This window comes from Simiduia litorea, from assembly GCF_042853465.1.
GTDB lineage: Bacteria > Pseudomonadota > Gammaproteobacteria > Pseudomonadales > Cellvibrionaceae > Simiduia > Simiduia litorea.
In genome coordinates this window covers 598,434-624,190 of the sequence record NZ_AP031497.1, presented here as the reverse complement: position 1 = coordinate 624,190, position 25,757 = coordinate 598,434, and the positions used below count along the sequence as shown (strand labels likewise).

General features: G+C 44.7%; 20 protein-coding genes. 11 read left to right on the top strand and 9 right to left on the bottom strand.

All coding sequences use genetic code 11. The annotated features are described in order from the left end of the window. Position 1: 1 nt before the first annotated feature. The 11 genes from ACGHTT_RS02760 (at position 2) to ACGHTT_RS02710 (ending at position 12,658) form a co-directional block, all read left to right on the top strand. Positions 2-1,138: a glycosyltransferase family 2 protein gene (locus ACGHTT_RS02760; protein WP_390593350.1), complete on the top strand. Its 1,137-nt coding sequence runs from the start codon at positions 2-4 to the stop codon at positions 1,136-1,138. Continuing rightward, positions 1,138-2,274 carry a glycosyltransferase gene (locus tag ACGHTT_RS02755; protein ID WP_390593348.1) on the top strand — a complete coding sequence of 379 codons (1,137 nt, stop codon included), beginning with the start codon at positions 1,138-1,140 and terminating at the stop codon, positions 2,272-2,274. The genes ACGHTT_RS02760 and ACGHTT_RS02755 overlap by 1 nt, the downstream gene beginning before the upstream one ends. Next, on the top strand, positions 2,268-3,611 hold the full coding sequence (locus ACGHTT_RS02750; RefSeq protein ID WP_390593347.1) for a phenylacetate--CoA ligase family protein: 1,344 nt from the start codon (positions 2,268-2,270) through the stop codon (positions 3,609-3,611). The genes ACGHTT_RS02755 and ACGHTT_RS02750 overlap by 7 nt, the downstream gene beginning before the upstream one ends. Further along, a complete protein-coding gene (locus ACGHTT_RS02745; RefSeq protein ID WP_390593346.1) occupies positions 3,599-4,495 on the top strand; it encodes a glycosyltransferase family 2 protein in 897 nt (298 codons plus the stop codon). Before ACGHTT_RS02750 ends, ACGHTT_RS02745 begins: the two co-directional genes overlap by 13 nt. A 65-nt stretch (positions 4,496-4,560) precedes the next feature. Continuing rightward, positions 4,561-5,478 carry a polysaccharide deacetylase family protein gene (locus tag ACGHTT_RS02740; RefSeq protein ID WP_390593344.1) on the top strand — a complete coding sequence of 306 codons (918 nt, stop codon included), beginning with the start codon at positions 4,561-4,563 and terminating at the stop codon, positions 5,476-5,478. Beyond that, complete coding sequence (locus tag ACGHTT_RS02735; RefSeq protein WP_390593343.1) at positions 5,475-6,563, top strand: glycosyltransferase; 1,089 nt, start codon at positions 5,475-5,477, stop codon at positions 6,561-6,563. Before ACGHTT_RS02740 ends, ACGHTT_RS02735 begins: the two co-directional genes overlap by 4 nt. Then, a complete protein-coding gene (locus ACGHTT_RS02730; protein WP_390593342.1) occupies positions 6,560-7,933 on the top strand; it encodes a hypothetical protein in 1,374 nt (457 codons plus the stop codon). The genes ACGHTT_RS02735 and ACGHTT_RS02730 overlap by 4 nt, the downstream gene beginning before the upstream one ends. Beyond that, positions 7,917-8,942: a CapA family protein gene (locus tag ACGHTT_RS02725; protein WP_390593341.1), complete on the top strand. Its 1,026-nt coding sequence runs from the start codon at positions 7,917-7,919 to the stop codon at positions 8,940-8,942. The genes ACGHTT_RS02730 and ACGHTT_RS02725 overlap by 17 nt, the downstream gene beginning before the upstream one ends. Further along, positions 8,918-9,985 carry a glycosyltransferase family 4 protein gene (locus ACGHTT_RS02720; protein WP_390593340.1) on the top strand — a complete coding sequence of 356 codons (1,068 nt, stop codon included), beginning with the start codon at positions 8,918-8,920 and terminating at the stop codon, positions 9,983-9,985. Before ACGHTT_RS02725 ends, ACGHTT_RS02720 begins: the two co-directional genes overlap by 25 nt. A 49-nt stretch (positions 9,986-10,034) precedes the next feature. Further along, positions 10,035-11,231, top strand: coding sequence for a glycosyltransferase family 4 protein (locus tag ACGHTT_RS02715; protein WP_390593339.1), 1,197 nt, complete (start codon positions 10,035-10,037; stop codon positions 11,229-11,231). A 446-nt stretch (positions 11,232-11,677) separates the two neighbouring features. After that, positions 11,678-12,658 (top strand): hypothetical protein, encoded by a 981-nt coding sequence (locus ACGHTT_RS02710; protein ID WP_390593338.1) that lies wholly within the window; start codon positions 11,678-11,680, stop codon positions 12,656-12,658. 260 nt (positions 12,659-12,918) lie between these two features. Here the strand turns inward: ACGHTT_RS02710 and ACGHTT_RS02705 are convergent, their stop codons facing one another. The 9 genes from ACGHTT_RS02705 to ACGHTT_RS02665 all read right to left on the bottom strand — a co-directional run bounded on the left by ACGHTT_RS02705 (position 12,919) and on the right by ACGHTT_RS02665 (position 25,736). Further along, on the bottom strand, positions 12,919-14,142 hold the full coding sequence (locus ACGHTT_RS02705; protein ID WP_390593337.1) for an O-antigen ligase family protein: 1,224 nt from the start codon (positions 14,140-14,142) through the stop codon (positions 12,919-12,921). Between the two features lie 89 nt (positions 14,143-14,231). After that, positions 14,232-15,374, bottom strand: coding sequence for a hypothetical protein (locus ACGHTT_RS02700; RefSeq protein WP_390593336.1), 1,143 nt, complete (start codon positions 15,372-15,374; stop codon positions 14,232-14,234). 351 nt (positions 15,375-15,725) lie between these two features. Further along, positions 15,726-17,234 (bottom strand): oligosaccharide flippase family protein, encoded by a 1,509-nt coding sequence (locus tag ACGHTT_RS02695; RefSeq protein ID WP_390593335.1) that lies wholly within the window; start codon positions 17,232-17,234, stop codon positions 15,726-15,728. A gap of 32 nt (positions 17,235-17,266) precedes the next feature. Next, positions 17,267-18,277, bottom strand: a complete 1,011-nt coding sequence (locus tag ACGHTT_RS02690) for a GNAT family N-acetyltransferase (RefSeq protein ID WP_390593334.1) — start codon at positions 18,275-18,277, stop codon at positions 17,267-17,269. Positions 18,278-18,340: 63 nt separating this feature from the next. Continuing rightward, a complete protein-coding gene (locus tag ACGHTT_RS02685; protein WP_390593333.1) occupies positions 18,341-20,971 on the bottom strand; it encodes a tetratricopeptide repeat protein in 2,631 nt (876 codons plus the stop codon). A 30-nt stretch (positions 20,972-21,001) separates the two neighbouring features. Further along, positions 21,002-22,309, bottom strand: coding sequence for a hypothetical protein (locus tag ACGHTT_RS02680; RefSeq protein ID WP_390593332.1), 1,308 nt, complete (start codon positions 22,307-22,309; stop codon positions 21,002-21,004). 52 nt (positions 22,310-22,361) lie between these two features. Next, entirely contained in the window at positions 22,362-23,624 is a 1,263-nt protein-coding gene (locus tag ACGHTT_RS02675; RefSeq protein ID WP_390593330.1) for a hypothetical protein, read from the bottom strand. A 16-nt stretch (positions 23,625-23,640) separates the two neighbouring features. Continuing rightward, entirely contained in the window at positions 23,641-25,155 is a 1,515-nt protein-coding gene (locus tag ACGHTT_RS02670) for an XrtA system polysaccharide chain length determinant (RefSeq protein WP_390593329.1), read from the bottom strand. 44 nt (positions 25,156-25,199) lie between these two features. Then, the gene (locus ACGHTT_RS02665) at positions 25,200-25,736 is read right to left on the bottom strand and encodes an XrtA/PEP-CTERM system exopolysaccharide export protein (protein WP_390594973.1); all 537 of its coding nucleotides are present in this window, start codon (positions 25,734-25,736) and stop codon (positions 25,200-25,202) included. Between the last annotated feature and the right edge of the window lie 21 nt (positions 25,737-25,757).

Here is a 25,757-nt window from a genome sequence, read left to right as displayed (position 1 = left end):
AATGGAGTTTATTTTCTGGTTTTGCCTTCTGCTGATTGGCTACATCTATGTCGGCTACCCTTTGCTGCTAAGGCTGTTACCAAAACAAACCCTTGGCTCCCAGCAAACGTTTGCAACGCCACCCAGCGTCACCGTCATTATTCCTGCGTTCAATGAAGCGGCGAGTATTGAGGGCACCATTCTCAACAAACTCGAACAAGATTACGACCAAACACAATTGAGCATTGTCGTCGTTTCCGATGAATCCGAAGATGGCACCGACGCTATCGTGCAGCGCATTGCTCAAGCGCACAGCAACGTTCGACTCATTCGCCAGTCGCCACGGCAGGGAAAAACTGCTGGCCTGAATCTCGCTATCAGCCAAATCGATAGTGAATTTATAGTGTTCTCCGATGCCAATAGCCACTACGCTAAAAATGCCGTCAGCGAATTAATAGCCTGCTTTGAAGATCAAGAGGTGGGTTACGTAACAGGGAAAATGGTGTACACCAATGCCGATGGCTCGCTGGTAGGCGACGGCTGCAGCGCCTACATGAAATATGAAAATGCCATGCGTCGGCTCGAAACCGTTACCGGCTCAGTGGTCGGTGTCGATGGCGGCATTGACGCCATCAGACGCGAGCTCTACCAGCCCATGAACGCAGATCAACTCCCAGACTTTGTGCTGCCGTTGAAAGTCGTCACCCAAGGCAAACGCGTCGTATTTTGCGAGCAAGCGCTGTTAAATGAAGAAGCATTAAACAACAGCCAATCCGAATTTCGCATGCGCGTGAGAGTCTCTTTGAGGGCCTATTGGGCCATGTGGGATATGCGGCACTTATTTAACCCGTCCAACTACGGTTTATTTAGCCTACAACTCACCTCTCATAAATTACTGCGCTACCTAGCGTTTTTTCCACTCGCGCTACTGTTTGTAAGCAGCGCCTTACTCAGTGGTTTAGCGCCTATTTATTTCCTCGCTTTTATCGGCCAGCTCGGATTTTACGCGGCGGCCGGTTATGCCAGTGCGGCTGAAAGTCAAAATCGCTGGCTTGGTTTAGCAAACTACTTCTGTTTAATTAACATCGCTGCCGCCATGGCATTTATTAACTTCCTCAAGGGCGAAAAAATTGTCCTCTGGAAACCAAGGGTCGGCTAATGAAGATTGTGTTATTAGTCGACGCCCTACACAGTATTGGCGCAGGCAGCGAGCGACAGATCTACAAACTACTGGAAGGGCTTAAGGCACAAGGTTTAGCAGTTGAGCTTGTGTTACTACGCCACACGCCGTTCACGCGGGCGCTGGAAAACTTCCCCTGCCCCATCAGCTGTTTAGATATCTCAAGCATACTGAGCGTTTCGGCTTGGCGTAAAATGCGTCAGCTAAGGCGCCGCTTAATCGATGAACACGTGGCGGCCGTACACGCCTGGCTACCCGACAGCTGCTTGCTCGCGCCACTCACGTTAAAACACAAACGTTTTCGTATAATCACCTCGCGCCGAGACATGGGGTTGATCTACGACGGCAAGCCGGCACTTTTGTTTAGCTTACTCAGCGGCAGAACCGATACGGTAATCGCCAATTCAAAGGCAGTGGCAGCACTGGTTAAAAATAAAGAAAATTTGCCCGCCCAAAAAATTCGCGTTGTTTACAACGGCATAGAAGACTTTGTAGCCAGCGATGAAACGCTCAGCGCACCGCAAATATTTGACCAAGCGAATGCCATAAAACTGATATTGGTCGCCAACATAAAACCGGTAAAACGCACGCTGGATGCCGTAAAAGCCACCATCCAACTGAATCGAGACGGCCAAGCAACACAGCTAGCGTTGGTGGGCGAGCGGCAAGATAAAGCTTACTGCCATGAAATAGAAACCTACATCCGCGATAATAACGCACAGGCTTGTATTCACTGGGTGGGCTCCATCAAAGAGCCAAGGCTACTGCTAGCTCAAGCGGACATTGGCCTATTGGTGAGTGACTCAGAGGGGCTATCCAACACGCTGATGGAATATATGCAGATGGGCCTTGCTACCATTGCCACCGAGGTGGGAGGCAACCCAGAATTAATTCGACACAATGAGAATGGCCTGTTGATCCCAAAAGGTGATATTGACGCATTACAAAATGCCGTGCGCACGCTAAGCAATAACAAAGACTTGCGTGAACGTTTCGGTGCGGTTTCTCAACAACGCATTGAAAAGGACTTTTCTATCTCCGCTATGATTGCCCAAAGCTTACATTACTACCAAGCTGATGCCCGCTCGCACGCAAAGGGGGAATCGCTATGTTAGGTGCCAACTGGATTGGCAAACTCGCCTACTACCTGTGGGACACCAAAGAAGGCGGCGTACGGCTAGCGGAACTCAAACGCTTGCAAGCGCTGGAAAGCAAGTCGCCTAGCGAACTTGCACAGTTTCAACAACAACGCCTTAGTGAATTAATCCGTCACGCATGGGATAGCAGCCCTTGGTACCGCGCACAACTAGTGGCAGCGGGATTTACCTCGGGCGACAATTTTAGTCTCAACGATCTTGCTAAACTGCCGGTTACCACCAAAGCCGACATCCGCGACAACACCGATAAATTTATTAGCAGCCAAGTTGATAAGAATACTCTCAACCGCGCAAAAACCGGCGGCTCCACCGGTGTATCGCTCAACCTTTATTTTGACGAGCGCTGTCAGCAATTGCGCAACGCCGCGCAAATGTATGCCGACACCATGGCAAATTGGCGCATTGGGCACCGTGTAGCAGCTGTATGGGGCAATCCGCCCATAGCAAAAACTTTCAAACAAAAACTGCGCGCCGCACTGCTCGAGAGAACCATCTACTTAGATACCATGGACCTCAACCCCAGCTCCATGCAGGCGTTCGTGGCGCAATGGCAAACCTATCAACCGGAGGTCATTTTTGGCCATGCCCACTCCATCTATATTTTCGCCCGCTTTATTTTAGCTAACGACATTCGGACGGTGCGGCCAAAGGGCATAGTAGCCACATCAATGATGTTGCTAGAGCACGAGCGCAGTGCGATTGAAGCGGCGTTCGGCTGTCAAGTGACCAACCGATACGGCTGTGAGGAAGTGGGTTTAATTGCCGTGGAATGTGAACAGCATCAGGGCATGCACATTAATGCCCCACATATTATTTTGGAATGCTTAGACGCTAATGATCAACCGGTAGCCGATGGACAAGCAGGCAAACTGGTGATTACCGATCTCAACAACTTCGCCATGCCGCTTATCCGCTATCGAGTCGAAGATGTCGGCGTTATTAGCCAGAGGCAATGTAGCTGTGGGCGTGGCCTACCCTTACTGGAAAGACTCGAAGGTCGCGTTGCCGACTTCTTGAAGAAGCCTGACGGCGGTCAAGTGGCCGGCATTTCCTTGGTGGAGCGAACCCTCACCAAAGTACCCGGTGTAGAGCAAATGCAGTTGGTACAGGAAACATTAGACGAATTAAAAATATTACGCGTAAAAGGCAAAGACTTTACCGACACCACAGATGACGCATTGATCACTGAGTTTCGACAAGTATTTCCAACAAGCGTCACACTCACCATTATTGATGTCAATCGTATACCCCAAGAGGCGTCAGGCAAGTACAGGTTTTCAATATGTCGGTTATAAAAGAGCAACCACTGGTCAGCATCGTTATCGCAACGTACAACATGGCACAGTACCTACCCCAAGCGGTAGATTCCATTTTGAACCAAGAATGGAAAAACATTGAACTGATTGTGGTGGACGACGGGTCGGCAGACAACACCGCTGACGTCATGGAAAAGTATGCGCAAGACCCTCGCGTCAACTACATCAAAAATACCAACCAAGGCCAACCTAAGGCCAAGAATTGCGGCATTAAACATACCAAAGGTGAATTCATTGCCTTTTGCGATGCAGACGATCTCTGGGAACCCAATAAACTCACCGTACAGATGCCGCTGTTTAAAAGCCCAAGAGTGGGCGTTGTTTTCAGTGATGTCAGCAACATAGACGAGAACAACAAACGCTATTCGGTAGACCGCACTGAAATTGGCTTCAGGGGCAATGTTACTGAGCAACTATTACATCGCAACTTCGTCCCTTTTGGCACCGCCGTCATCCGTCGGCAATGCATTGTTCAAAACGGTATTTTCGATGAAGAATTTCGTATGGGTATCGACTGGGATCTATGGTTGCGCTATTCGCTCAACTGGGAGTTCGACTATGTCAATGACCGAACCTATGTCTACCGAAAGTGGTCAGGACAAATGTCGAGCAACTACCGCGGTCGCTATGATCATGCGTTTCGAATTCTACAAAAATTTGAACGTCGTTTTCGCAGCCAAGTAGAGCCAAAGATTTTAAAACTGGCATGGGCAGACATGTACGTCAGCCAAGCGAACGCCATTGCCCGCAACGAAAAACTGTTTAAGGAACCCCTATTGGGTGTCATAAAGGGGTTAAGTATTGCACCAACCTACGTTGCAGGTTGGCGCTTATTAGCAAAACTCTTCTTGCGCAGAGACTAACAATGATAAAGCCGCTTTTTTTAAGAGGAATTGAAATAATCGGGGGCTTCGCAGTCATCCGTTTTTTGACGCGTAAAAACACCAAAATATTGATGTATCACCGCGTCATCAACAATCCCTTCGTGCCAGCCGTAACGCCTGAAGAGTTCGATCGTCACATGGGTTATCTGAAACGCCATTTTAATGTACTGCCCATCCGCGAGCTGCTCAAGGCTCAAGCGTCTGGGGAGGTACCCAACAACGCGATTGCAATTACCTTTGACGATGGTCATCAGGATTTCTACACTCACGCCTGGCCGATTCTCAAAAAATATAATTTACCCGCAACGCTCTATGTCACCACGGGCTTTATCGACAATCAGTGCTGGCTATGGCCGGACTTACTCCGACACATATTGTTAACAACACCGGCGCAGCACGTTGTTGCCGATGGCATAAACACACTGCCCCTTACCGAGGCAAAGGTATTAAGCACCTGGAATACGATCGCAAGTTATTGCCTAAATTTAAGCAGCGATGAACGCACGCAATACATCAGTAACCTAGCATCACAGCTCAATGTCGACATAGCGCAAAAGCCGTCGCCGCTGTTTTGTGGTGTTAGCTGGGACAATCTACGCGAGATGGCGAGCGAAGGTTTGGATGTAGGCAGCCATACCGTCAGCCACCGGATTCTCAGTAACCTAAGCGATGAGGAACTGACAACAGAGCTGGCCACATCCAAGCAGCGCATAGAAGACGAATTGGGCAATAACTGCACAGGCATTTGCTATCCAAACGGCATGTTAGTAGATATATCACCCTCGGTAGACGCACTTTCGCTCGCAAGCGGCTACCGCTACGGTGTTGTCGCTTTCCCCGCGCAAGACCCGGCTAACCGTATGCGCGTGGGCCGCTGGCCGGCACCTAAAGACTTTCGAGTATTTAAACGCCTCGTGAATGGTGTTACCAGGCGCGCCAACATAACGGGCGAACGCGCGTGAAAATAGCACACCTCATAGACAGTGGCGGAATGTATGGGGCCGAACGCATGCTTATTGAGCTATGCAAGGAACAAACCAAAAGAAAACTAACTCCTACAATCATAAGCTTTGGAAGACCAAATGAACCAGAGAAACTGATTGAAAAGCAGGCAGTTAAAAACAACATTAGAGTTATAAAAGTTAGGTGTAGTTTTATACAAGCAATACTCTACTGTCTTCGCATCGGGCGCGACAATTCCTACAACCTTATTCATTCACACGGTTACAAGTTTAACATCCCGCTCGGGCTTGCGACACCGCTCAGAAAGACTCCTGTTGTTTCCACTGTTCATGGCTATGTAGCTGCAAATATATTGACAAAAATGTACTACTACCAGTTAGTTGACAAGTTCGCCTTATCCCTTATTGATGCTGTAATATTTGTGAGCGAACACCAATCTAAAACCTTGAATATTGGAAAGTCAAACTTATCACAAGTTATAAATAATGGAATCTCTGAAAACCCTCTAACTATCGCCCCATCACAGCCCACAGATAATGCAACCAGAAGGATACTTGCAGTCGGACGACTCGCTAAAGAAAAGAATTTTCATGAACTAATAATTGCGATTTCAATTCTAAATATAAGAGATAGCAACAAGTATGTTCTTACTATAGCCGGCGACGGATATCTGCATGAGAAACTGATTCAGTTAGCTTCGGATGAGAACAACAGTAATGTTATTTTCTTAGGCTACTCAGAAAAAGTAAACGATCTCTTAAACGAAAATGATTGCCTGGTAATCTCATCGACTACCGAAGGATTGCCAATCTGCTTACTGGAGTCAATGCGAAATGGCACGGGCATTATCTCCACCAAAGCTGGAGGGATACCAGATGCCCTTGGAGAAAACTATCCTTTCTATATAGAGCATCCAAGCGCAGACAGTATTGCACAAGCTATTGAAGATTACTTCAGCTCCACAGAACGAATAGCCGTGATAGAGCGTTCAAAAATCAGATTCTTCAATCACTTCACCTCTAGAGCCATGGCAAGAAAATATGAATCGCTTTACAAACGGCTATTAACCGAGAGATCCCAATGACGAAACTCACAGAAAAAGTATATTTCTCTCTACCGTATTCGTTGCAGAATATTGCCGTCAGCATACTAGGACTTAAGCTTAAAAGAGAAAGATACGGAAATCATTCACAAAAAAAAGTCTTCGAAATCTCTAAAGAGTATCAATCGAAAGATACAAAATCTGTGATAGATAGATGCTTCGTGGAGATTGCTAAACATGCTGTTAGAAACACTACATTCTATAAAGAGTTAGCCCGACGGGAAAAATTTGGCGCGGACGACATTAGAGGCATTGAAGACATCAATAGATTTCCAGTAATTAACAAACATAGCATCATAGAAAATCCAGAATCCTTCATTCTTAATGATAGCCGACTAAGAGGAGGTCGCTTCCATTTGTACACAAGCGGAACGACAGGAACACCACTAAAGGTGACCACAGACATTCAATCACGCCAAGAGCATTACGCATTTTTTTCGAGCTTAAGAGCAGAGTATGGCGTAAAAACAAATGATAGACGCGCCACAATAATGGGAAGAGTTATCACCACACAAGAAGAACAGCGACATTTCTGGAGGCACGACTACTTCAATAAAAATTTGCTATTTTCTTCATATCATCTTTCTGAAAATAACATAGAGCTTTATTACGAAAAACTAATATCTTATTCTCCTGATGAAATATTTTCGTACCCATCTTCACTATATGAAATTGCACTCTGGATGCTAGCTCACAAGAAGCCAAAAATCAGATTGAAACTTATAATTCTTACCGCTGAAAGGTTTCTTCAAAATCAAGCAAACGCAATAAGATCTGCTTTCGATGCACCAATAGTGGATCAGTACGGCTGCACTGAAATGATGTTCTTTGGCACCAGGAGGGATGTAGAACTACCGATGAGACTCAATCATCTACATGGCTATTCAGAAGTGCTTGACACGCTAGGCAGCATAAGCAGCAGGGGACAAGGGACCCACATCGCCACAGGATTTATAAACTACTCTATGCCTATCATTAGGTACAACACAGGTGACAATATTAGCCTTGAATTCGATAGCATTACAGGCACGCAAAATATTCTAGACATGGACGGAAGAAAGGACGACTTGATAATCACTAAGGATGGTAGAAAGATCGGCAGATTAGATCCAATATTCAAATCAGAGCTGAATATTAAGTATGCTCAAATAATCCAGTCTCCTGACTTATCGTTAACCATCAATATCGTGCCTCTGCGTACATTTTCAGACCAAAATGAAAAAATATTGAGAGAGGAATTAGAAAAACGAATAGGCAAGGGAATGATCTTGGATATTATTTTGGTGGATGACATTGAAAGAACGAATTCTGGAAAATTCAGACCGGTTATAAGCCATGCAGAACAAAATTAGAATTTCATTTGTAGGAGATGTTTCGCCAGGCGATCATTACTTTTCATTCGGACATGGACCAAGAAAATTGTTCGAATGCGGTCACAATAAATTCAGCTCCATCCGCGAAATAATGCCCAAGAGCGACATTAAAGTATGCAACCTAGAGGGCGCCATCTCTGACTTTAATGCTAACAAGCAATCACCGAAAAGCATGGTATTTCGTGGCTGCGAACGGACAGCCGAAAGAATCAAAGAAATGGGCTTCGATGTTGTCAATGTAGCCAATAATCATACCGCACAGCATGGGCCCATAGCTTTCCATAGAACCAAAGAACTACTATATAAAGCCGGACTATCCGTAATTGGCCTTGTGGACAAACCATACATTACACGCACCATAGGAGATACAAAAGTCACAATACTTGGAGCGTCTCTTATAAACGACAATACCGATCCTTGCCAAAATCTCTATTACAACCCAACCCCCCCAAAACTAATCGAAGCTTGCAAGAAAATTAAGGAGTTCTCGGACGTTTTAGTGCTTTATATTCACTGGGGTACCGAGTCCACAACCGAAGTTACCCAAACAGTAACGTTACTTTCGAGAGAGCTAGTGAGTCATGGGGTAGAAATCATCGTCGGACATCACCCACATGTAGTACAACCAATTCATCTTTTAGAATGCGGATTAATTGCTTATAGCCTTGGCAATTTCATATTTGACTTACAGTGGTCAAAAATGAATGTCGACTCAATAGTTCTCACAGCACTTATAGAAAAAAACAATCATAAAACGAGTATTTTTGCCGAAGTACAGAATGCCAGAATAAACTCATGCAGCTTGCCTTCACTGGAAGTAGAATCAACACAGCTTTCATATGGGTTAAACACTATATATGAATACAACACCAATGAAATTCAATTTCAAGCTTATAGAAAGCTGCTATTTCTAATCAAAAATATACTCCGAGGAAACACCTCGCTCAAAATAAGGTTTCTAATGTGGAAGTTGTTGAAAAAAATATAGTGCACTTCGTACACTGGTCAAAAAGCGGTATAACAACACTGGTTGATGACATAATAAGTTCGTTGAACATGTTCAATTTCGAAATACTGCTCCTGACTGGCGACGCCGAAGATGACCAGAAAATCAAACGACACAAAACTACTAGTTTAGCGAAAAATGGCAGCACTTTAGAAGCTCTATTTTCATTGCGAAATATGCGACCAAAAGCGGGGACAATTTTTCACTATCACTCGTTATCTCCTCTACTATTAGGTTGTCTGTTTTTCAGAAAATTCAAAGGCATCTACCATTGCCACTGTATGTACCCTTGGCTGACCGATCAATCCATTAAGTCACGTACTAAAAGAGCACTTCTAAAAGCCGCATACCAAGTTTTGGAGTTCAAAAGTGTCTGCGTAAGCTCCGAGATTAGGGACGTACTCCAAAACAATTTGAGCATACCAACCAAATATATTCCAAATGGAATAGAAAATAGCGGGACGCAGAGAAAACCATTTTTGAACTCAAAATTTAAGGAAATTAAATTTTACTCTGTTACTCGCCTAGATCCAGAGAAAAAAATAACTCTAGCAATTGACATGCTCGATCAAGTTCAAAAACTAATGCCTCAAAGGAAGATCACCTTTGATATCTATGGTGACGGCCAGGAAAGACCCGCTATAGAGTCCCATTTGAACAGCAGGACCGGAGCAGATATAAGGATGAAAGGATATACTCAGGAAGCCCATAATCTACCTGAACATTATGACTTTTACATATCCACATCTTCACAAGAAGGGCTTAGCCTCTCTGCTCTGCAGGCCTTGAGGGGCAAGACTCCATTGTTTACAACTAAAGTCGGTCAAATTGGTCTGGACATTGATGACCAAAAAAATGGCTTTCTTTTAGACTTCAATGTAGATAAGTCCGCCAACCGAATTTTCAAAGGATTAAGTCTAAGCCCAGGAAGTTTATCGAAGATTCAAAATGACGCTTTTAATCTTTATATAGAAAACTACTCCGCCGATATCTTTAGAAGGGAAATACAGAGCATCTACTCATAATAACTCATAAAGATTAACGCATACCTAAAGAGAACATAAGGATCAAATAATGCAGCCGCTCCTGAACAAGAAAATTCTTTTTATTTACAAAGAGGACTATCCATGGGATGTACGAGTTGAAAAAATAGCACTTTCGCTCGTCCATAGCGGTGCAAACGTAACAATTGTCAGCGCAAATAGAGAGCAGCGTGAAAAAGCGGACAAGCAAGGGGAAATTAAAATATTTAGATTACCAAAGGCATGGAAGACATTTCACACGCTTACAAAGAAAATTATAAACATCCCACTTTCCTTTAACCCCTTCTGGATACTGCTAGTATTTCGATCCGCGCAACGGCAAGGAACGGAGGTCATTATTGTAAGAGATCTACCACTCATGCCTCTCGCAATTATCATTGCAAAATTTCTACGAGCTAAAGTTGTGTATGATATGGCCGAGTGCTACCCAGAAATGTATCGATCAAGCCTAGATAGCGACAAGACAAACATATTCGAGAGGATCGCAAAATCACCTACATTGAGCTCTATTAAGGAGTACATTTGCTGCCAATTATCCGACAGAATATTAGTCATGGTAAAGGAATCTCGAGATAGACTGTTAAATAAAGGAGTGTCGTCAGATAAGATATTGATTGTTAGCAATACGCCTATTTCTAGCAATAAGCCACCAATTGTTCATAAGGGTAATAAACTAAATCTTGTTTACCTTGGATTTGTAACGAGAATCAGGGGGCTTGACCTATTAATAGATGCCATATCTCACTGCTCAAACAACGATAAAATCTCTGTTGACATACAGCTAGATATAATAGGAAAAGGAAGTGCTCAACAGGCCCTTACAGAACAAATTGACAGGCTAAATTTAAAAAATAAAGTGAAGGTGCATGGATGGCTAGACCACCATGAAGTAGAAAAAATTTTGGAGTCCTGTAATGTCGGCATTATTACTTACCGATTCTGTCCGCACTGGAACACAACTGTACCAAATAAATTGTTTGATTATATGCAAAAAGGGCTTCCTGTTCTATCTTCCCACATTATTCCTGTATCTCGAATCATTAAGGAGACGAATTGTGGAGTAAGCGCGGAAAGCGACTCTGCACTTGAATTTTCCAGACTATTGTTATTACTTCGAGATGAAAAGCTTAGAGCGAAACTAGGTAGAAATGGAAGAGACGCAACAGAAAATCTATACAATTGGAGCTTCGACTACATAAGACTAGAAGATTACCTCAAGGCTCTCTAACTTCAGAATCACGACCTTAGATGGAAGAGGAGGTGAACTAGATTTGTCGATGGAGTATTGAGCTCCGTCGGCTTGTGTCGATCTACACTTCCATGGTGTTTCTGTTCAGAGCTCTCTAAACTAAGACGTGTAATCTTAAGGCCAACCGGTTAACTACACACACTCTATGTTCTACTGACAGCGCATCGTGCCCGAAAATGCATATCAATGAGATAAAACATAACCTAATCACTGGCTAGAAACGTCCAAAACTGATCTTCAAGACAGCACAGATTTCAACGTCAAACCATACTTTATTAGTCTAAAAAATTATTACAAATTCAACTCTGAACGCACTCCGACATAAAGGATGTATTATTGCCAACCAGTCTATATACTTACGAAATAAATTGGATTTTATTTCAAATGCTAGCTATTTTGTAGCTGTAATCCTCAGGAACATCACTATGATTAGCTCAAGGCTTCTATTTATTTTAGTTTTTTCGTCTATCTCCAGCACATCGATGAGCGCAACAATTACTAGCGCTATCAGTAACGGAGATACCATTGAAATATCAGGAACCGGATTTGGTGACACCTCACCCATGTACTTTTGGGATGATGTAAGCGCCAGCTTTAACGAGCAAGGAGGAGTGGACGGTAAGGAAGTCCAGGTAGGTCCTAGCTATACTTGGAAAAAAAACACCGATCAATACGGGTCACCTTTTCATTTCAGGAAATCCGAAACACTCAGAAACGGAAAAACGGGTCCGGTTTACTTTGGTGAAGGACATAAGAATTTCTTAAGCGGTGCTAACTTTCCAACAACAGCTTCGTCTCATACGATGTATGTTTCTTGGTGGTATAAACCTTCGGAACATCCTAACGGTGAATGGGGCTCTAATAAATTTATTCGTATTTGGGATGATCCAAACGGCAACGGCACTCGAATTTCATGGACCCAAATGCATTTAACTTGTGATGGAGAAAGCTGGTTCACTTGGAATGGAGAGGTTGGAAAGTGGAACCGTCACGAATTCTTTGTAAACTTAAATGATAAAAGGATTCTCATTCGAATAAACGGGATAATCGCTCATGACATGACCGGATGCAAAAAGAGTCCAGCATATGTAAATACTCCGCTTTACGTGCAGGTTCTCGGCTTTGATCATGGCGCTGAAAACTTCAGATCCATGACAACCATGCTGGACGACATATACATTGGCGAAAACCGTCGTCGATTTGAAATTGCCAATTCAAACGAATGGGCATACGGCAAGAGCAGCGACATTTTGGAGATAGTTTCATGGAGCGACACATTAGTCGTAGCGAAAGCCCCAGAAGGCAGCGCAATACACAAATCAAATACAAGCTATATCTATTTTTTTGATAGTAATGATCTCAATGTAAATACAAAGTTAAATTGCCCTGCATGCCCAAAAATGTAATGACTTTGCTGAACACACTTTTTTTGGCATAGGCTTGTATAGAGTCTATGCCGAATAAACTAGGTTGATAGCCCCTTCGCAATGTATTTGACGACCAAGGCCAGGAGGCAGTGAAACTATTTTAAGGAGATTCGTGATATCTCTTTTATTAAAGTCACGTTCACGAAGTTGCTTTAAAGCGTACAAGTGTATTCCCAACGCCAAAAGCACTAAGACTACTCCTATATACACATGGGCTCATATTCCCCCCCTGAGGTCGATTAGTCATTTTCCGAAGCCAAAAGATTTAAGTTGCCAAAAGTCAGGCCTAGTGCAAACCACCACCATACCTCATATGCATCCATGCCAAACACACCAAGAACTAGGCGCAGATACAAGTAGGAAATTACTATTTTAGACAGTGCTATATTTATAGGCTTCGCGCGAACATCTTTCATAATCCCCTTGTTAACGGAAATCATCTTAAATATAAACCATAAAAATATTAAAACACCAATCGGGGATAGATTGGTTAACAATTCAAGATAGAGATTATGTGTATCCTGAACGCGACCAAACATTTCTTGCCGAACTGCAGGGAATGCTGCCACACCAACCCCAAATGGATATGCAAAATAGACTTCAACAGCATCATGAATAATCTGCATCCTAGCCGAAGTAGATGCGCCTTCGGCCTCGTTTCCCGTAAAGATACTCTCAAACCGACCGACATATTGATCCGGAGCAAAACTGGCAATCAAAACTACACACAAAATCGCTGACAAGCTTCCTCGAAACCAATAGCGTTTTATAGTTTCGGAAAAAAATAGCACCAAAAAAAACAAAGCGCCAACATAGCCGGTTCTCGATCCAGTAAACAATATTATAGTCAACAAAAAACAACCCAAAACAATTAGCAATAGCTTTTCCTTAACTACCGCAAGAGGGAATAGATAAAACGCGAACGGAAGGCAACTTACGGCTAGGCCACTAAACGAATTAGGGTGTTGATAGTTTGGTATTGAGCCATGCAACCTCATAATACCCTGATTCTCCCAAACAAGCCCTCCAAAAAGCCATCCGACAAAGCCTTCTTGACCTAGCTTCAAAATGGCTAAAATAAATCCACTTAAGATTATTTTTAAAGAAGCTCCATCTTTAATAAATGCCTTTAGAAATAGGGCCGTCATTGAAAACTTCAGCACACGGTCAACAAATATATTCTTAGAATACTCAGGTGAAAATGAAAAAATTGTATAGATAATCAAAATGGTAAACCAAGCGAAAACGGGCTTTGTCAGCCCATGGCTCTGCGCACGCTCTTGCATCAAAACAATGATTGCCTTAAGGCCTAGCACCGCGCCGAGAAGAAGCTCAAATCGAATCGTAGCTAAAAAATCAATCCGATAGCCTAATTGCATGTACCAACAGAACAAGTAGAGCGCTACTAAAGTTGGCCAAAAGACTCCACCATTGCTCCGCCTTGCACCAGCAATGCTTTCCATTAAATTACCTATATTTACTTTGACACATGAAGCACCTTAAGAATCGTTTATATTTCAAAAGTGCATATTGAGGCGACCTACTAGTGAAGTTAGTCAGAAGTCTTCATACTTTGAACTGCCGGCCTTTTCACCTCATAATCTTTATAGAGATCTGGATCCCCATCCATACCACTTTCAATTGCTCTAACAACGTTATACACCTGCCTAGATGTCATATAATGCACCTTATAGCCGGACTCCTTAGCAAATAAGCTAAGATCCTCCGCAATTTTAGCTATCCCATTTTCATTAAGTAGGTTTTCTTCTGCAGTAATACCGTGTGTATGCACTTTAATAAATTTTACTTCCTCCGCCCCCTTAACACTTGGCGCATTGGATATCCATATCCTTAATCTCTCTGTCGTATAACTAGTGTCAGATTCCAATGCCCCCACCTCAAACTGCAACCGCCTAAAATTGAAACCAGATGGCCCTAGAAAAAGTAAGAAATCGTCATTTTTTAACCCAACTTCAGTGTCAATTGCGTTTTCGTACGATCTTGGTTTCAATGGATCATCCTTAACCCTAACTATACGGTTTATATAGGCTGGCTGTGACACACTGTGTGTTGAGAAGGTAAAGTCAGCGTACCCTCCCCTTGATTTCAGAATGCTAATTTCATCATTCACTCCACAGTGTTTTTGCAACCCGGAATTATCCAGCGCCCAATTCCCATGAATGAACGAAAACTTCGAATCTGAATCCCCCTGCGCCCTCAGTAAACCGAAGCTAGAAAACCACTCTAATGCTTGATCTAGATCATTAGCGAAGGATTCGCTAGTTGTGTGACCATGATGCCAGTGAAGCTCAACCTCTCCGAATCCATTTTTAGACATTGTCGCAAGCTGTCGAAGCACGTCTTCATTTTTATGGTCGTAAGGGTAGAACCAAGTATATTGAAACCTACTACCATAATCATCGTAGATATTTTCAACGGCCTTTGTGTAACGAGCCAGCCATAAGCTAGTATTCTTCACGGCTGCTGCATCACTTCCAGGCTCGAAATGATCTACCAAGTAAAATATTATATGACGAACTTGTTTTTTATCATCAAATATGGAAACCACACTTTCATATGCGTAATTGTATATCCAACTGTCAGCATGGTATCGCTTCGCCTTTATTGAGAAATATCCGCCTAAGAGAACAACCCCAAACAATACAAATAGAAATAATTTATTTTTTTTTGCCAATTTCCTTCTCCAATAGCAACAAGGTATAAATAAGAGTTTAGACTGCTCTTAAACATTAGATTAAAGTTAAAGATTAGGAGCACAAGAGTAGCTTATGAAAAACCATGCCTTGGAAACAAAAAATATTTAACTCTTCTATTAAAAACTAAAAAATACGATTTATACTAAACCCTCTAGTTAAAACATGACAGTGCATCGTGAGAAATAAGCTTGCTAGCATCTATGACACTCGCCTGATCTACAATCGTGACGGCCATCAACTTAAGGAACCAGCATGAATAAAAATGACATATATACAAACTACCATTCAATTACCGATAGTAAATTTATTCTCCTGAAAAATCGCTGCTACTATTTCCTATCCCTAACCCAGCGCCGCAAGATAGTTACGTTTTCTCTTGTAATCAAAAATACTAAGGTGGTCACTGACGTTATAACGACTATTGTCGCGCCTAGTAATAGATCGACAAGGCCGCGCCCTACCAGCAGGCCAGAAAACTTGTATCCGTATGTTATAGCGCCAATTGCGCACAGGCTAGCGAGGAGCTGAAACAGAAATTTCGAATCCAGAAATTGAAACACGCGGTTTGAAATGACAGGAAGAATGACCAGACGCCCAATAAAAGTAGGTATGGCAACACTAAAGGCAGCACCTAGAATACCGTACTCAGGAATTAATAGAAGCCCCAAACACAACACCACGGCTGTTTCCAGCACTGCAAGTATTGCGTTATCCCTATGGCGATTAAAGGTGAATAGTAAACATTGCAGCGGTAACGAAATATAACTTGCCATGCGGCCAACCACTAGCACCACTAGACAAGACCAACTTTGCTCCACCGGAAAAGCATCCCCCATCCATAAATTTATAAATGTTGCCCCCAGTAGGTAAAAGCCACTCATGGCCAGCAATGCAAAATAGAAATCCAGCTTGATGAAGTCTCTCAATGAGCGCCGTAGTTCAGGCCACTGCTCTTTTGCATAGTATTCGGTAAAGATAGGCGTGGTCATATTTGTAGCCTGGCTGAGTAAACTGATTGCATAATCCACAAGCCTTACGGCCACATAATACACCGTCAGGATGCTATTGCCTTGAAAGAAAGCGATCAGCCAAATATCAATCTTTCCTCTTAACATGACGCTTAAATCCAGTAGAAAAACCCACTTACTAAAGGAGTAAATGCCCTTTAGCGTCATCAGGTCAACATAGCGCCGGCCATACTTTAACTGTGAAAAAAGTTTGTTAACAATGGCCACATAGATCGCCGTGCTAATACAGCCCGTTACAAAACCAATGACTGCCATAGTAATAAGGCCGTAGCCGTTGCTAATGAAAATATAGATAAGCAGTGCATCGACAATGGTTTTTGCGGTTCGAACTTTCGCTATCCAGTCGAAACGCATATAAGAGCCAATAACGCCTGGGAACGCTTTAGCGGGAAACTCAAGTGCCAGCTGCAACCCGCCCACAATCAACAATATTTGTACTAGGCTAACCTGGCTTTTATCTTCCAAGAGCGACTCCGCGCCTAAAAACGCAAAGCCGACAGACACCAACAAAACAAAGGCGCCCAACACGCTGTATATTACCAAGGCGGTGTTAATAATTTTATTGGCATCTTCATAGCGCTCTTGATGAATATATTTGGTCACAAACCGTGTAACGGCCTGTGAAAATCCCATATCCAACAAGTAATAGGTGCCTACAACACTACCTACTACGACCCAAAGGCCATAGAGTTCTTTACCCAGCTCGCCAATCAGGAAAGGCATCATCGCAAAGCCAATGCCGATACTCACCAAGGTTTGCAACACCCGGAAGGTAGAGCCGCGCATAAACAGTGAAAGCTTACTACTCAAAATACATCCTCAATTCCTTAGCTCGATGACAGCTAATTCGATTTCCAATTTTTTAATCTACCCATCCAGCCACGCGTAATAGTGACTGACGACAAGTCAAACCGATGGGTTGCAATGCTCGATTTGTAATTTGATTTCAAGCCCTCGCCAGCCATAAAGTCATAAACAACGCCAGCAAGCACCGCCTCTTCAATCGCTTTACCCAAATGAATAGAACCCAACTTACAATTGCCCGCAATCGACTCGTCAAAGCCCGCCTGCAAGTTGTAACGCCTATTGCGCCACTCCACATCCAGTAAAACCGACTGAGGCGCATCATTGAGCTGCAGCACGCTTAAATGCACACAACCACCTGCCCTTTGAATCTCTTGCAGAAATTGCCCGATGAAAGCTTGAGATAAATCGGAATAGCAAGGCTGAGACCAACGCTTGAGATGAAAGCCGTTAAGCAATCCAAAAAACTCAGCGAGATCTGTGTCCACATTTAAGCGCCGCCACTCTGTGCTGAAGGAAGTTTCCAACTTATTGCGTTTGTTAAAATATCGGCCCCGCGTATTCTTGCCGAGCAAATCCATATACTCAGCCATAGAGACAGCACTTACTTGGTAAGCAATGTCTTCTTGGTGCTGAGCATGGTAGTTACTAGCGGCAAAAAACTGAGCCAGAAGCGAATGCTCTATGTGTGAAAAATCGGTTAAATGCAGACGATTCCAGGCAAGACCATCGAGCGACTGAATTATTTTCTCTTTGTCACCCAGTTTCGCTACCAACGCATTGAGCTGATTATATTCCGAGCGAGGAGAGTTCACGATAAAGCCACCGCAGCCTACAAGCGCCATTTCCTGAATAGGAATCACCTTTTTGAACATAGCGCTGGCGAGATAAACCATTTCCAAGCTATTACCAGCACCGCCCAGATCGATGGTTTTCACTTGGCTTAGTTTGCCGTAAGTTGCCAGCCAAGCATCACACCAAGCGTTGGTTCTAAATACGCTATCTTGCACATCAAAAGGCAAGGCCGGCAAAACATTAGGACTGTTCATAGAAATCTATTCAGACCCCTGCCGCACTAGCGGCAGGCGTGAGTGGCAAAATTTGAGGCAAAGTTAAAGTAAGGCTTTCGCCGCAGCTAGGTGCTCGGATATTTCTGTGTTGCTCGGCGCCTGAGCGCTAGCTCGAACTAAAATTGCATGGCCCGTTTTTACGTCGCCAGATTGCACCAATAACCAGCCGTAGGTATCCATGATGGGCGCACTGGTAGGCGCAAGATCATAAGCTCGCTTTGCCGTAGGCAACGCGCGCTGATCGCCATTTTCAAAATATAGCCAGGCAAGATTATTCAACGCAGCAGGAATATCCGGCGCTAGATCCAACGCGCTTGAGTAGAGTTTCTCCGCGTTTGCTTTATCGCCACTGGCTTGAGCAGCCATCGCCTTGTACAACAGAGGTTTTGTAGACCTAGGCATTGCTCTCACCCAATCCTCCAAAAAATCAATACTGGCGGTGGGTCTGGCTTTATCGTTTCGCAGGGCGTTGAAAATAGCATCGCCGGTTAAATCCGACGGGGCCTGCTCCCAACTCGCGCGATAAGACACGAGGGCGGCTACCAAGTCGCCACTGCGTTCGTATATTTTGCCTTGCAAGTAGTGCCGGCTATTGAGATCAGATTTGGCTGAACCAAAGGAGTCTAGAATTTTCTGCGCCTCCTCATTATTACCGCCGTCCATTTCTATCTTAATGAGGTTAGCAACATAAGTAACATTTTCCGGTTGTAATTCCAGCGCCTTCATTAGCGCGCGCTTCGCATTAGCCTGATCTGCATTTTTATAAAAGTCAAAAGCCTGCTGTTGATACAACTCAGCGGTAAAGGCTTGAATTATCGGCTGCTCTGGCTGCTTAGTTAAAGCGCCTTGGGCAAGCAACAACGCTTGCGGCAAGTCGCCCTGATCCAAGGTTATACGCGCTTTCACATAATCAGGCTGCCAATGGCCTTCGGGCAACGCCATGGCAGCTAACTGCTCTATGGCTCTATCAACTTGACCACGCTTTTTTAAACTCGTTAGCCATTGGCCATAGGCTCGTAAAGATGCTGGGTTATGCTTGATAACGTCAGCCCAAGCCTGAGTGGCCTTTACCAAGTTACCACTTGCCTCGTAGGCCTGAGCTAGGCCAGCATAAGCCAAGCCGCTCACCTCAGGGTTTTGTGAGGTAATCACCCGCTCGAAGGCTTTAATAGACTCTGCATATTTTTTTTCTGATAGGTCGTGCCACCCCGCAAAAAATATGCCTTTGGGTGAATCGGCATTTTGTTTATTGAAGCCATCTATCTCTTGCTTTAATACATCCTTCTGCCCCAAGGCGGCCAATGTTCTAAAATAGCTTTGCTGCACGAGAAAATCTTGCGGCTGATCTGTGTAAGCTTTTTTCAATTGCGCGAGCGCTTGCTCCTGCTTCCCCCGCTCCATATAGCTGCGAGCCAGCGCCAGCCTCAACCTGTGCTGACTGGAGTCTATCGCTAAGCTCCGCTCCAACATCATGGATGCCTCATTAGAATCTCTATTCAACTCCACCAGAGCCAAACCGTAGGTCGCTAGAATACCGGCATTATCTGGTTGCGACTCAACCGCCGCCTCGAGCATTTGAACGGCTTCGTCGGCTTTCTGGGTATTGAGTTTTGCGATTGCGGCGGCTTGAATCACAGACGGCGTTACCGTCTCCGCATCTAAATATTCGTCAAAAAGCTCCGCCGCTAATTCATTGTCGCCCTGTTTTTGCGACACCACGCCGAGCAGGGTTGCCGAGTTTTTATCTTGCGGATACTGCTCTCTCAGTTCTTTTAACAAGCGCGATGCAGCGTCCAGATCACCATCAATATAAAGCTCCATGGCGTCGCTAAATTTCTGTTGCGCCGCATAACTACCAGGGTTGGCATCTGACAATAGTTTTTGGTAGGCAAAAGCTTCAGCTGAACGCCCTTGACGGGATAGCACTTCAATTAACCGTCGTAGAACAAAGGTTCTATCTGCCAGAAACACATCGGTATTGGTTAAGGTGCCCAAAGCCTTGGTGTAAAAAGCCTCGGATGCATCCAAATCGTTTTTATAGATGGCGATATCACCCAGCAATGTGAGCGCATCAAAGGCTTGGGGATCACGCCCAACCAGCTCATTCAATTGCGCCTGCGCCTTATCGACCTTTTCCGCAGACAAATCCGCCGCAGACAAGAGATACAAATAGACGTTACGCCCCGCATCATCAGCCGCTAGACCATTGAGTAGTGCATCAAACTTTTCTTTTTCTTTGAGATAGAGGTAGGTCTCACCCAGCAGCTGCTTACGTTCCAATGCTAAATCTGTGGGAAAGGTCGTATTCGCAGGCGACTCTAACAGCGACAAGGCCGAGCGATATTTTTTGCTAGCAAGGTAGGCCTGAGCTAAATAGGTATCCAACGCTGGTGAGGTTAACGATTTGCCCTCAAGTAACTTTATAGTCAGACCAAATGCGCCGATTTGATTATAAATATCGGCCAACACCCCATAGCCTCTAGGTGACTCTGGGGTCAACTGGATAACGTTGCGAGCCTCCAACATAGCCGCACGCAACTGCCCTTGTTTTTGATAAACAACGGCAGATTTAAAATGTCGCTCTGCATCTTCAGCCGTTTTTTTCTCTCCGCCCGAGCAGGCGATGAGCGTTAGAAGGGAAGTAAATACGAACCACTTAGCTGTATGTAACATGTAGAGCACCTTGCCAAATTAATCCATTAACTAAATTGTGTATGAAACCGAAACACCGACATTATTCTGTTCGTATTCGCTGCTACCAACATCGCCTTGGGCGCGCTCAAAACGATAAAACAAACTTCCAGAAATTGCCTTTGAAAACTCATATTGAAAGCTAAGGTTCAATTGATCGCGTGTAAACCCGGGCCTATTATCGTCGGCGTAGATTTGATCCTGAAACAAATAGCGCACCTCGGTACTTGTTTGTGCCGTGAAGTTGTAGCCCAATGTTAGGCCTGCAGATGTTTCACGGTTATCGCCTTCCTTATCGCGCCGGTATTTATCATCCCTAAACTGCACGAAGGCACTGAGATTGCAGCGCACGCAGAGTGATTGCGTATCCCAAGTAAGCCCCACCTGCTGACGCTCCATCTGGTCGATACCCACACCGTCATTACCGGGAATTGGATTGACATCATCTTCATTGCCATTGCCCAAGGAGCTATCGGTAACATCTTGTGACGCATGAAAAGTAAGCTTTTGAGGTCCGTTATCATAAACAACATTAATTTGAAGCACTGGAGCCTCATAATCGTCACCGCCATCTTCAAAGGTCGCCTGATTCATACCCGCCAATAATGTGTAACGTAAATTTCGCGCCTCCGCCGTATAACTAAAGGTTGCGTAATGCTTATCGTAGTCATCCAGTTGACCGTTTGGATACTCGACGCTGTCTGCGCCGGCAGCTACTCTAAAAGAACTTCTTTTTGATATTCGTCTATGCCAATATACGGAGCCGCCCACGCGATCACTGTTGCGCAACTCACTGGTACGATACTCAACCATTGAATAAGTTCCTTGAAGTGCTAGGGAATCAACTTTACCTAGATGCGCCCGTAGGGTAGGTGTCGCACTCCATATCGTTCGATCATCCAAATTTTCATCAAGCGCCGCATCGTCGGGCGAAACATATTGTGCGCGCTGACTTTGAGACAAAAGCAAATCGGCAAAGTCGGAATCCTTGCCTATTCTTAAGTCCGTATGGCCCTGCAGAATATTACGATTTTCTTGCGAATCTTCATTATAATTAGTGCCGCGCGAGTCATATTCCGCATCAAATCGAATTAAACTGTTTTCGTAGTTGGCAAAAAACCCGCCCTCAAGTTCATCTTGACGCTCCTCAATAAGCGTCTCCTCAAGCTTTCTGGCGTTATCAGTTTGGGTGATGGTCGCTTTCAAATGAGCGCCATAGCCGTTCTCGGGCACGACCTCTAAACTCTCTTGCGCCAAGCTTGGTAGTGCCGCGGACACGCCTACCACGGCAGCAGTCAGTAGTTTTAATTTTATTCTCATGCCACGCCACCCATTATTGTTAATTTACTAGTGGTTAATAAACAAACCGGTGTTAGTGATTAAAAACCAAGCCCGCGAAATGCTGTTTACCTAAAGCCTCAACCCCGGATAGCACTTCATCCTGAGTTACTTTGCCGGATGGCACCACGAGCAGGGCTTGGTCGCAGTACTGGGTTAATATTCGCGCCTCTGTCGTCGATTCGATAGAAGGCGCATCGAGCACAATAAATCGATCCGGATAGCGCTCTTTTATTTCAGCGATAAACTTTTGCATGCGCTCAGAGTTAAATAGTTCCGCAGCAGACTCATTTGAACCCGCTGCAGGAATCACTCGCATGCGCTCGATACCTGAGGGGTAAATAATTTGCTCCAGGTCGATTTCCTCGTCAGTTAAATACTGCGACAAACCAAAATTAACGACCCCATTAACATAGCGATCGGCAGAAGATTCATACGGATTACAGTCAACATACAAAGCCGTTTTTTGCGGATCTAGAGCAAAAGTCGCCGCCAAGTTAAAAGCAAAGAAACTACCGCCACCCTGCCCCTTTAGGGAGGAAACGAGCACCACCATATTATCGGTTTTGTTTTTTTGCATTAACCTAATGCGCACCTCGCGGAATGCATTCAGCACATCGCGCTGGCGCATACCAACATACACCACCTTGCGCTCTTGCATTTCTTCGTGGCTCCACAAGGGCGACGGCGCCATATTTTTTATCTGCGCTGCATTCAATTTTGTCACCTTGTTATCACCGTCAACAGCGCTAACCGCTAAATCTTTTGACATATTGCCGGCCTCTTTTTGTTGCTTGTTAGATTCTGACATGCCTTTACCGAGAATATTTTTCTTTGCCCAGGACGCCACTTGCGTTGTCATGCTCGGGCGAGGCTCCGTCTGGCTTTCGGCGAACGTTTTAGACTCACCCAACATGCGCTCAAACACTCGCGCCTCTTCGCCCTTACCCTGCCGGTTCAATGCATCAATTAGCTGGCTAAGCGCTACCGCTCTATCCAAACTAATCACGCTGGCAGGAGGCAATGTTTTTATCGCCGCTCGGGCATACATTTCCGATTTCGAAAACTGCGTCTTTGCCATGGCTATCGCACTTTGTAGCATCAAAGAGCGGAAATGTGTGGGGTGCTCCTGCAATAATCGGTCGAGCAAGGCCTTAGCTAAATCGCTATTGCCTTGATGCAATGCGCGATCAGCGGCTTTAAAACGGCGCTCTACAGGATCGTTTGGGCCACCATCGTCAGAGCCGCTAGATCCTACTGCCGTTAAACTTGGAAACTTAGGTTTATCACTCAACACATTTACGCCTCATCATCTAGCCAGCCACCGATTGCCAATAAATGGCAAAGGATACATAGGCACCCATGGCTAACAGCGCAAATACAGCCAATAAAATAATATCTTTTCGCAACAACCTTGATGTCATTGGAGAGTCGTAATGGGGAATAACCCCGATCAAGGTTAATTCCGGCGGCAACTGTTGCTGCATTATTCTGGCCGATCGAATATGCGGGTCAGCCAATATAAATAGGAACAACAAACCAATAGGCGCGAGCAAGCCCAGCACTGGCCCAGCCACGGCGAAATGTTTAAAGGTGATACCGGATGGCGCCAGAGGGAAAGTTGCCGGATCTTGAATGCGATAGGAAACACCTTGACCCTCTTGATCTAATGTCATCGACAGCCGCGCAGACTCTTTGCGCTGCAGCATTTCTTCATAAACATCGCGAGTAACATTGTAATCGCGGGTTAGCTCGGACAACTCCGCTTGATTAGAGGCGACGCGCTGCGCCCGCTCTTTTTCTTGATTCAATAAATTTTTCAACGATTGCATACGGCGAGTCTGCGCACGCAATTCCACCTCCGCGAGTGACAGCTGCTTTCTTAACTCTTCGTACAGAGGATTTTCAACGCTATCCGTACCACCATATACTTCGCCAGATTGCTTAGTTGCATCAATAGACGCATCAATTTCAGCAATTTGCGCGCGCAGAGAGACAATATCGGGATAACCTTCTTGGTAACTCAATAATAGTTGTTCAAGCCGTGACACCATGGCCTGTCGCCGCTGCTTGAGCTCGTCTACCTGACCTTTGGTTTTTAGATACTGCCCTTCATCGGAAAGCTGACCCTTGGTTGTATTAATACGCGATTGCGTTTCTTCAATACCAATAGCCAGTGTTTCGATATCAATACGCAACTGCCCCATACGGGCGGCAACAGAAGCTTCGCTGCCATCTAAGTTTTTCGATTTGAAGTCTTTCAGCCTGCCTTCTGCAAGCTCCAACTGACGTTTGTAAGATTGCACTTGCGCATCAATGAAATTGAACGCGCCCTGACTTTCATTCTTTTTCTTTCGTTCAGTATCGGCGATAAATACCGAAATAATAGCGTATAAAATTTCGAACGAACTATCCGGGTTGTCGGCACTGTAACTAACGGTGAAATAGTTATTCTTGTCGGTTTTTACTTTTAGACCGCTGCGGATTCGTTTTACGATGCGATCTTTTTGGTCCGGGGTCATAGTGTTATCAATCAAACCCACTTCTGTAGCCGCCGCTTCCATAATGGTGCGGCCATAGATGATGTCGCGCGCCTGCTGAGAGCGATCAATCTCCGTCACAGACGCCCGCCCTTTCAGAAGCGGCTCGATGATATTGGTAACATCCGAGTAGAGCACTACGTTTGTGGTATAACTCTGCGGCCAGAAGTACCCAATAGCGAGCATGGTAAAACTCACCGAAAGAAAGACAATAACAGCAGCCAAGCGAAATCGAATAAGCTCCGCCTTTAATGCTGCAATTAATTCCGCAATATAAACCTTGTCCATCAACCTACTCTTAAATATAAATGACTAGCGTGTATTATCCCAATCTAGAAAGAGCGCTCAGGCACTGTCACTATGTCTGAGGGCTGCAAAGGATAGTTAGTTCTGACATCGCCTTTATTGATTAAATCATCCAAGTAAATGGGGTATATTTTCATTTGTCCTTCGATTTTTCGGTACAACTTGGCATTATTCGAGGACGCAAAATCATTGGTGCCGCCAGCCAGCAACACAAGATCTAACACCGTCATTCCCTCGCGAAACGCAATGGATTGAGGCGCTTGCACTGCACCGGTGATGCGCACGCGGCGCTGAAAATCTGAACTGCTTGGGTTGGTAACAATAACTGTCACTTGCGGGCTACGGACGTAGGCGCCCAAACCCACCACAATGTTGTCTGATAATTCCAGTGGCGTGAGACCTGCAGCCACAATGTCACCCACCAACGGCATAGAGATTTTTCCATCCGGCCGAACCGGTACCGCTAGCGACAGCTCTTGGTTACGCCAAACATTAATCTGTAAGGCGTCGCCCACCCCAATTTTATAAACCTGTGTTACCCCTTGGTCGGAAATGGGCGGCAGCTCTACATTTTTATTGCCCGA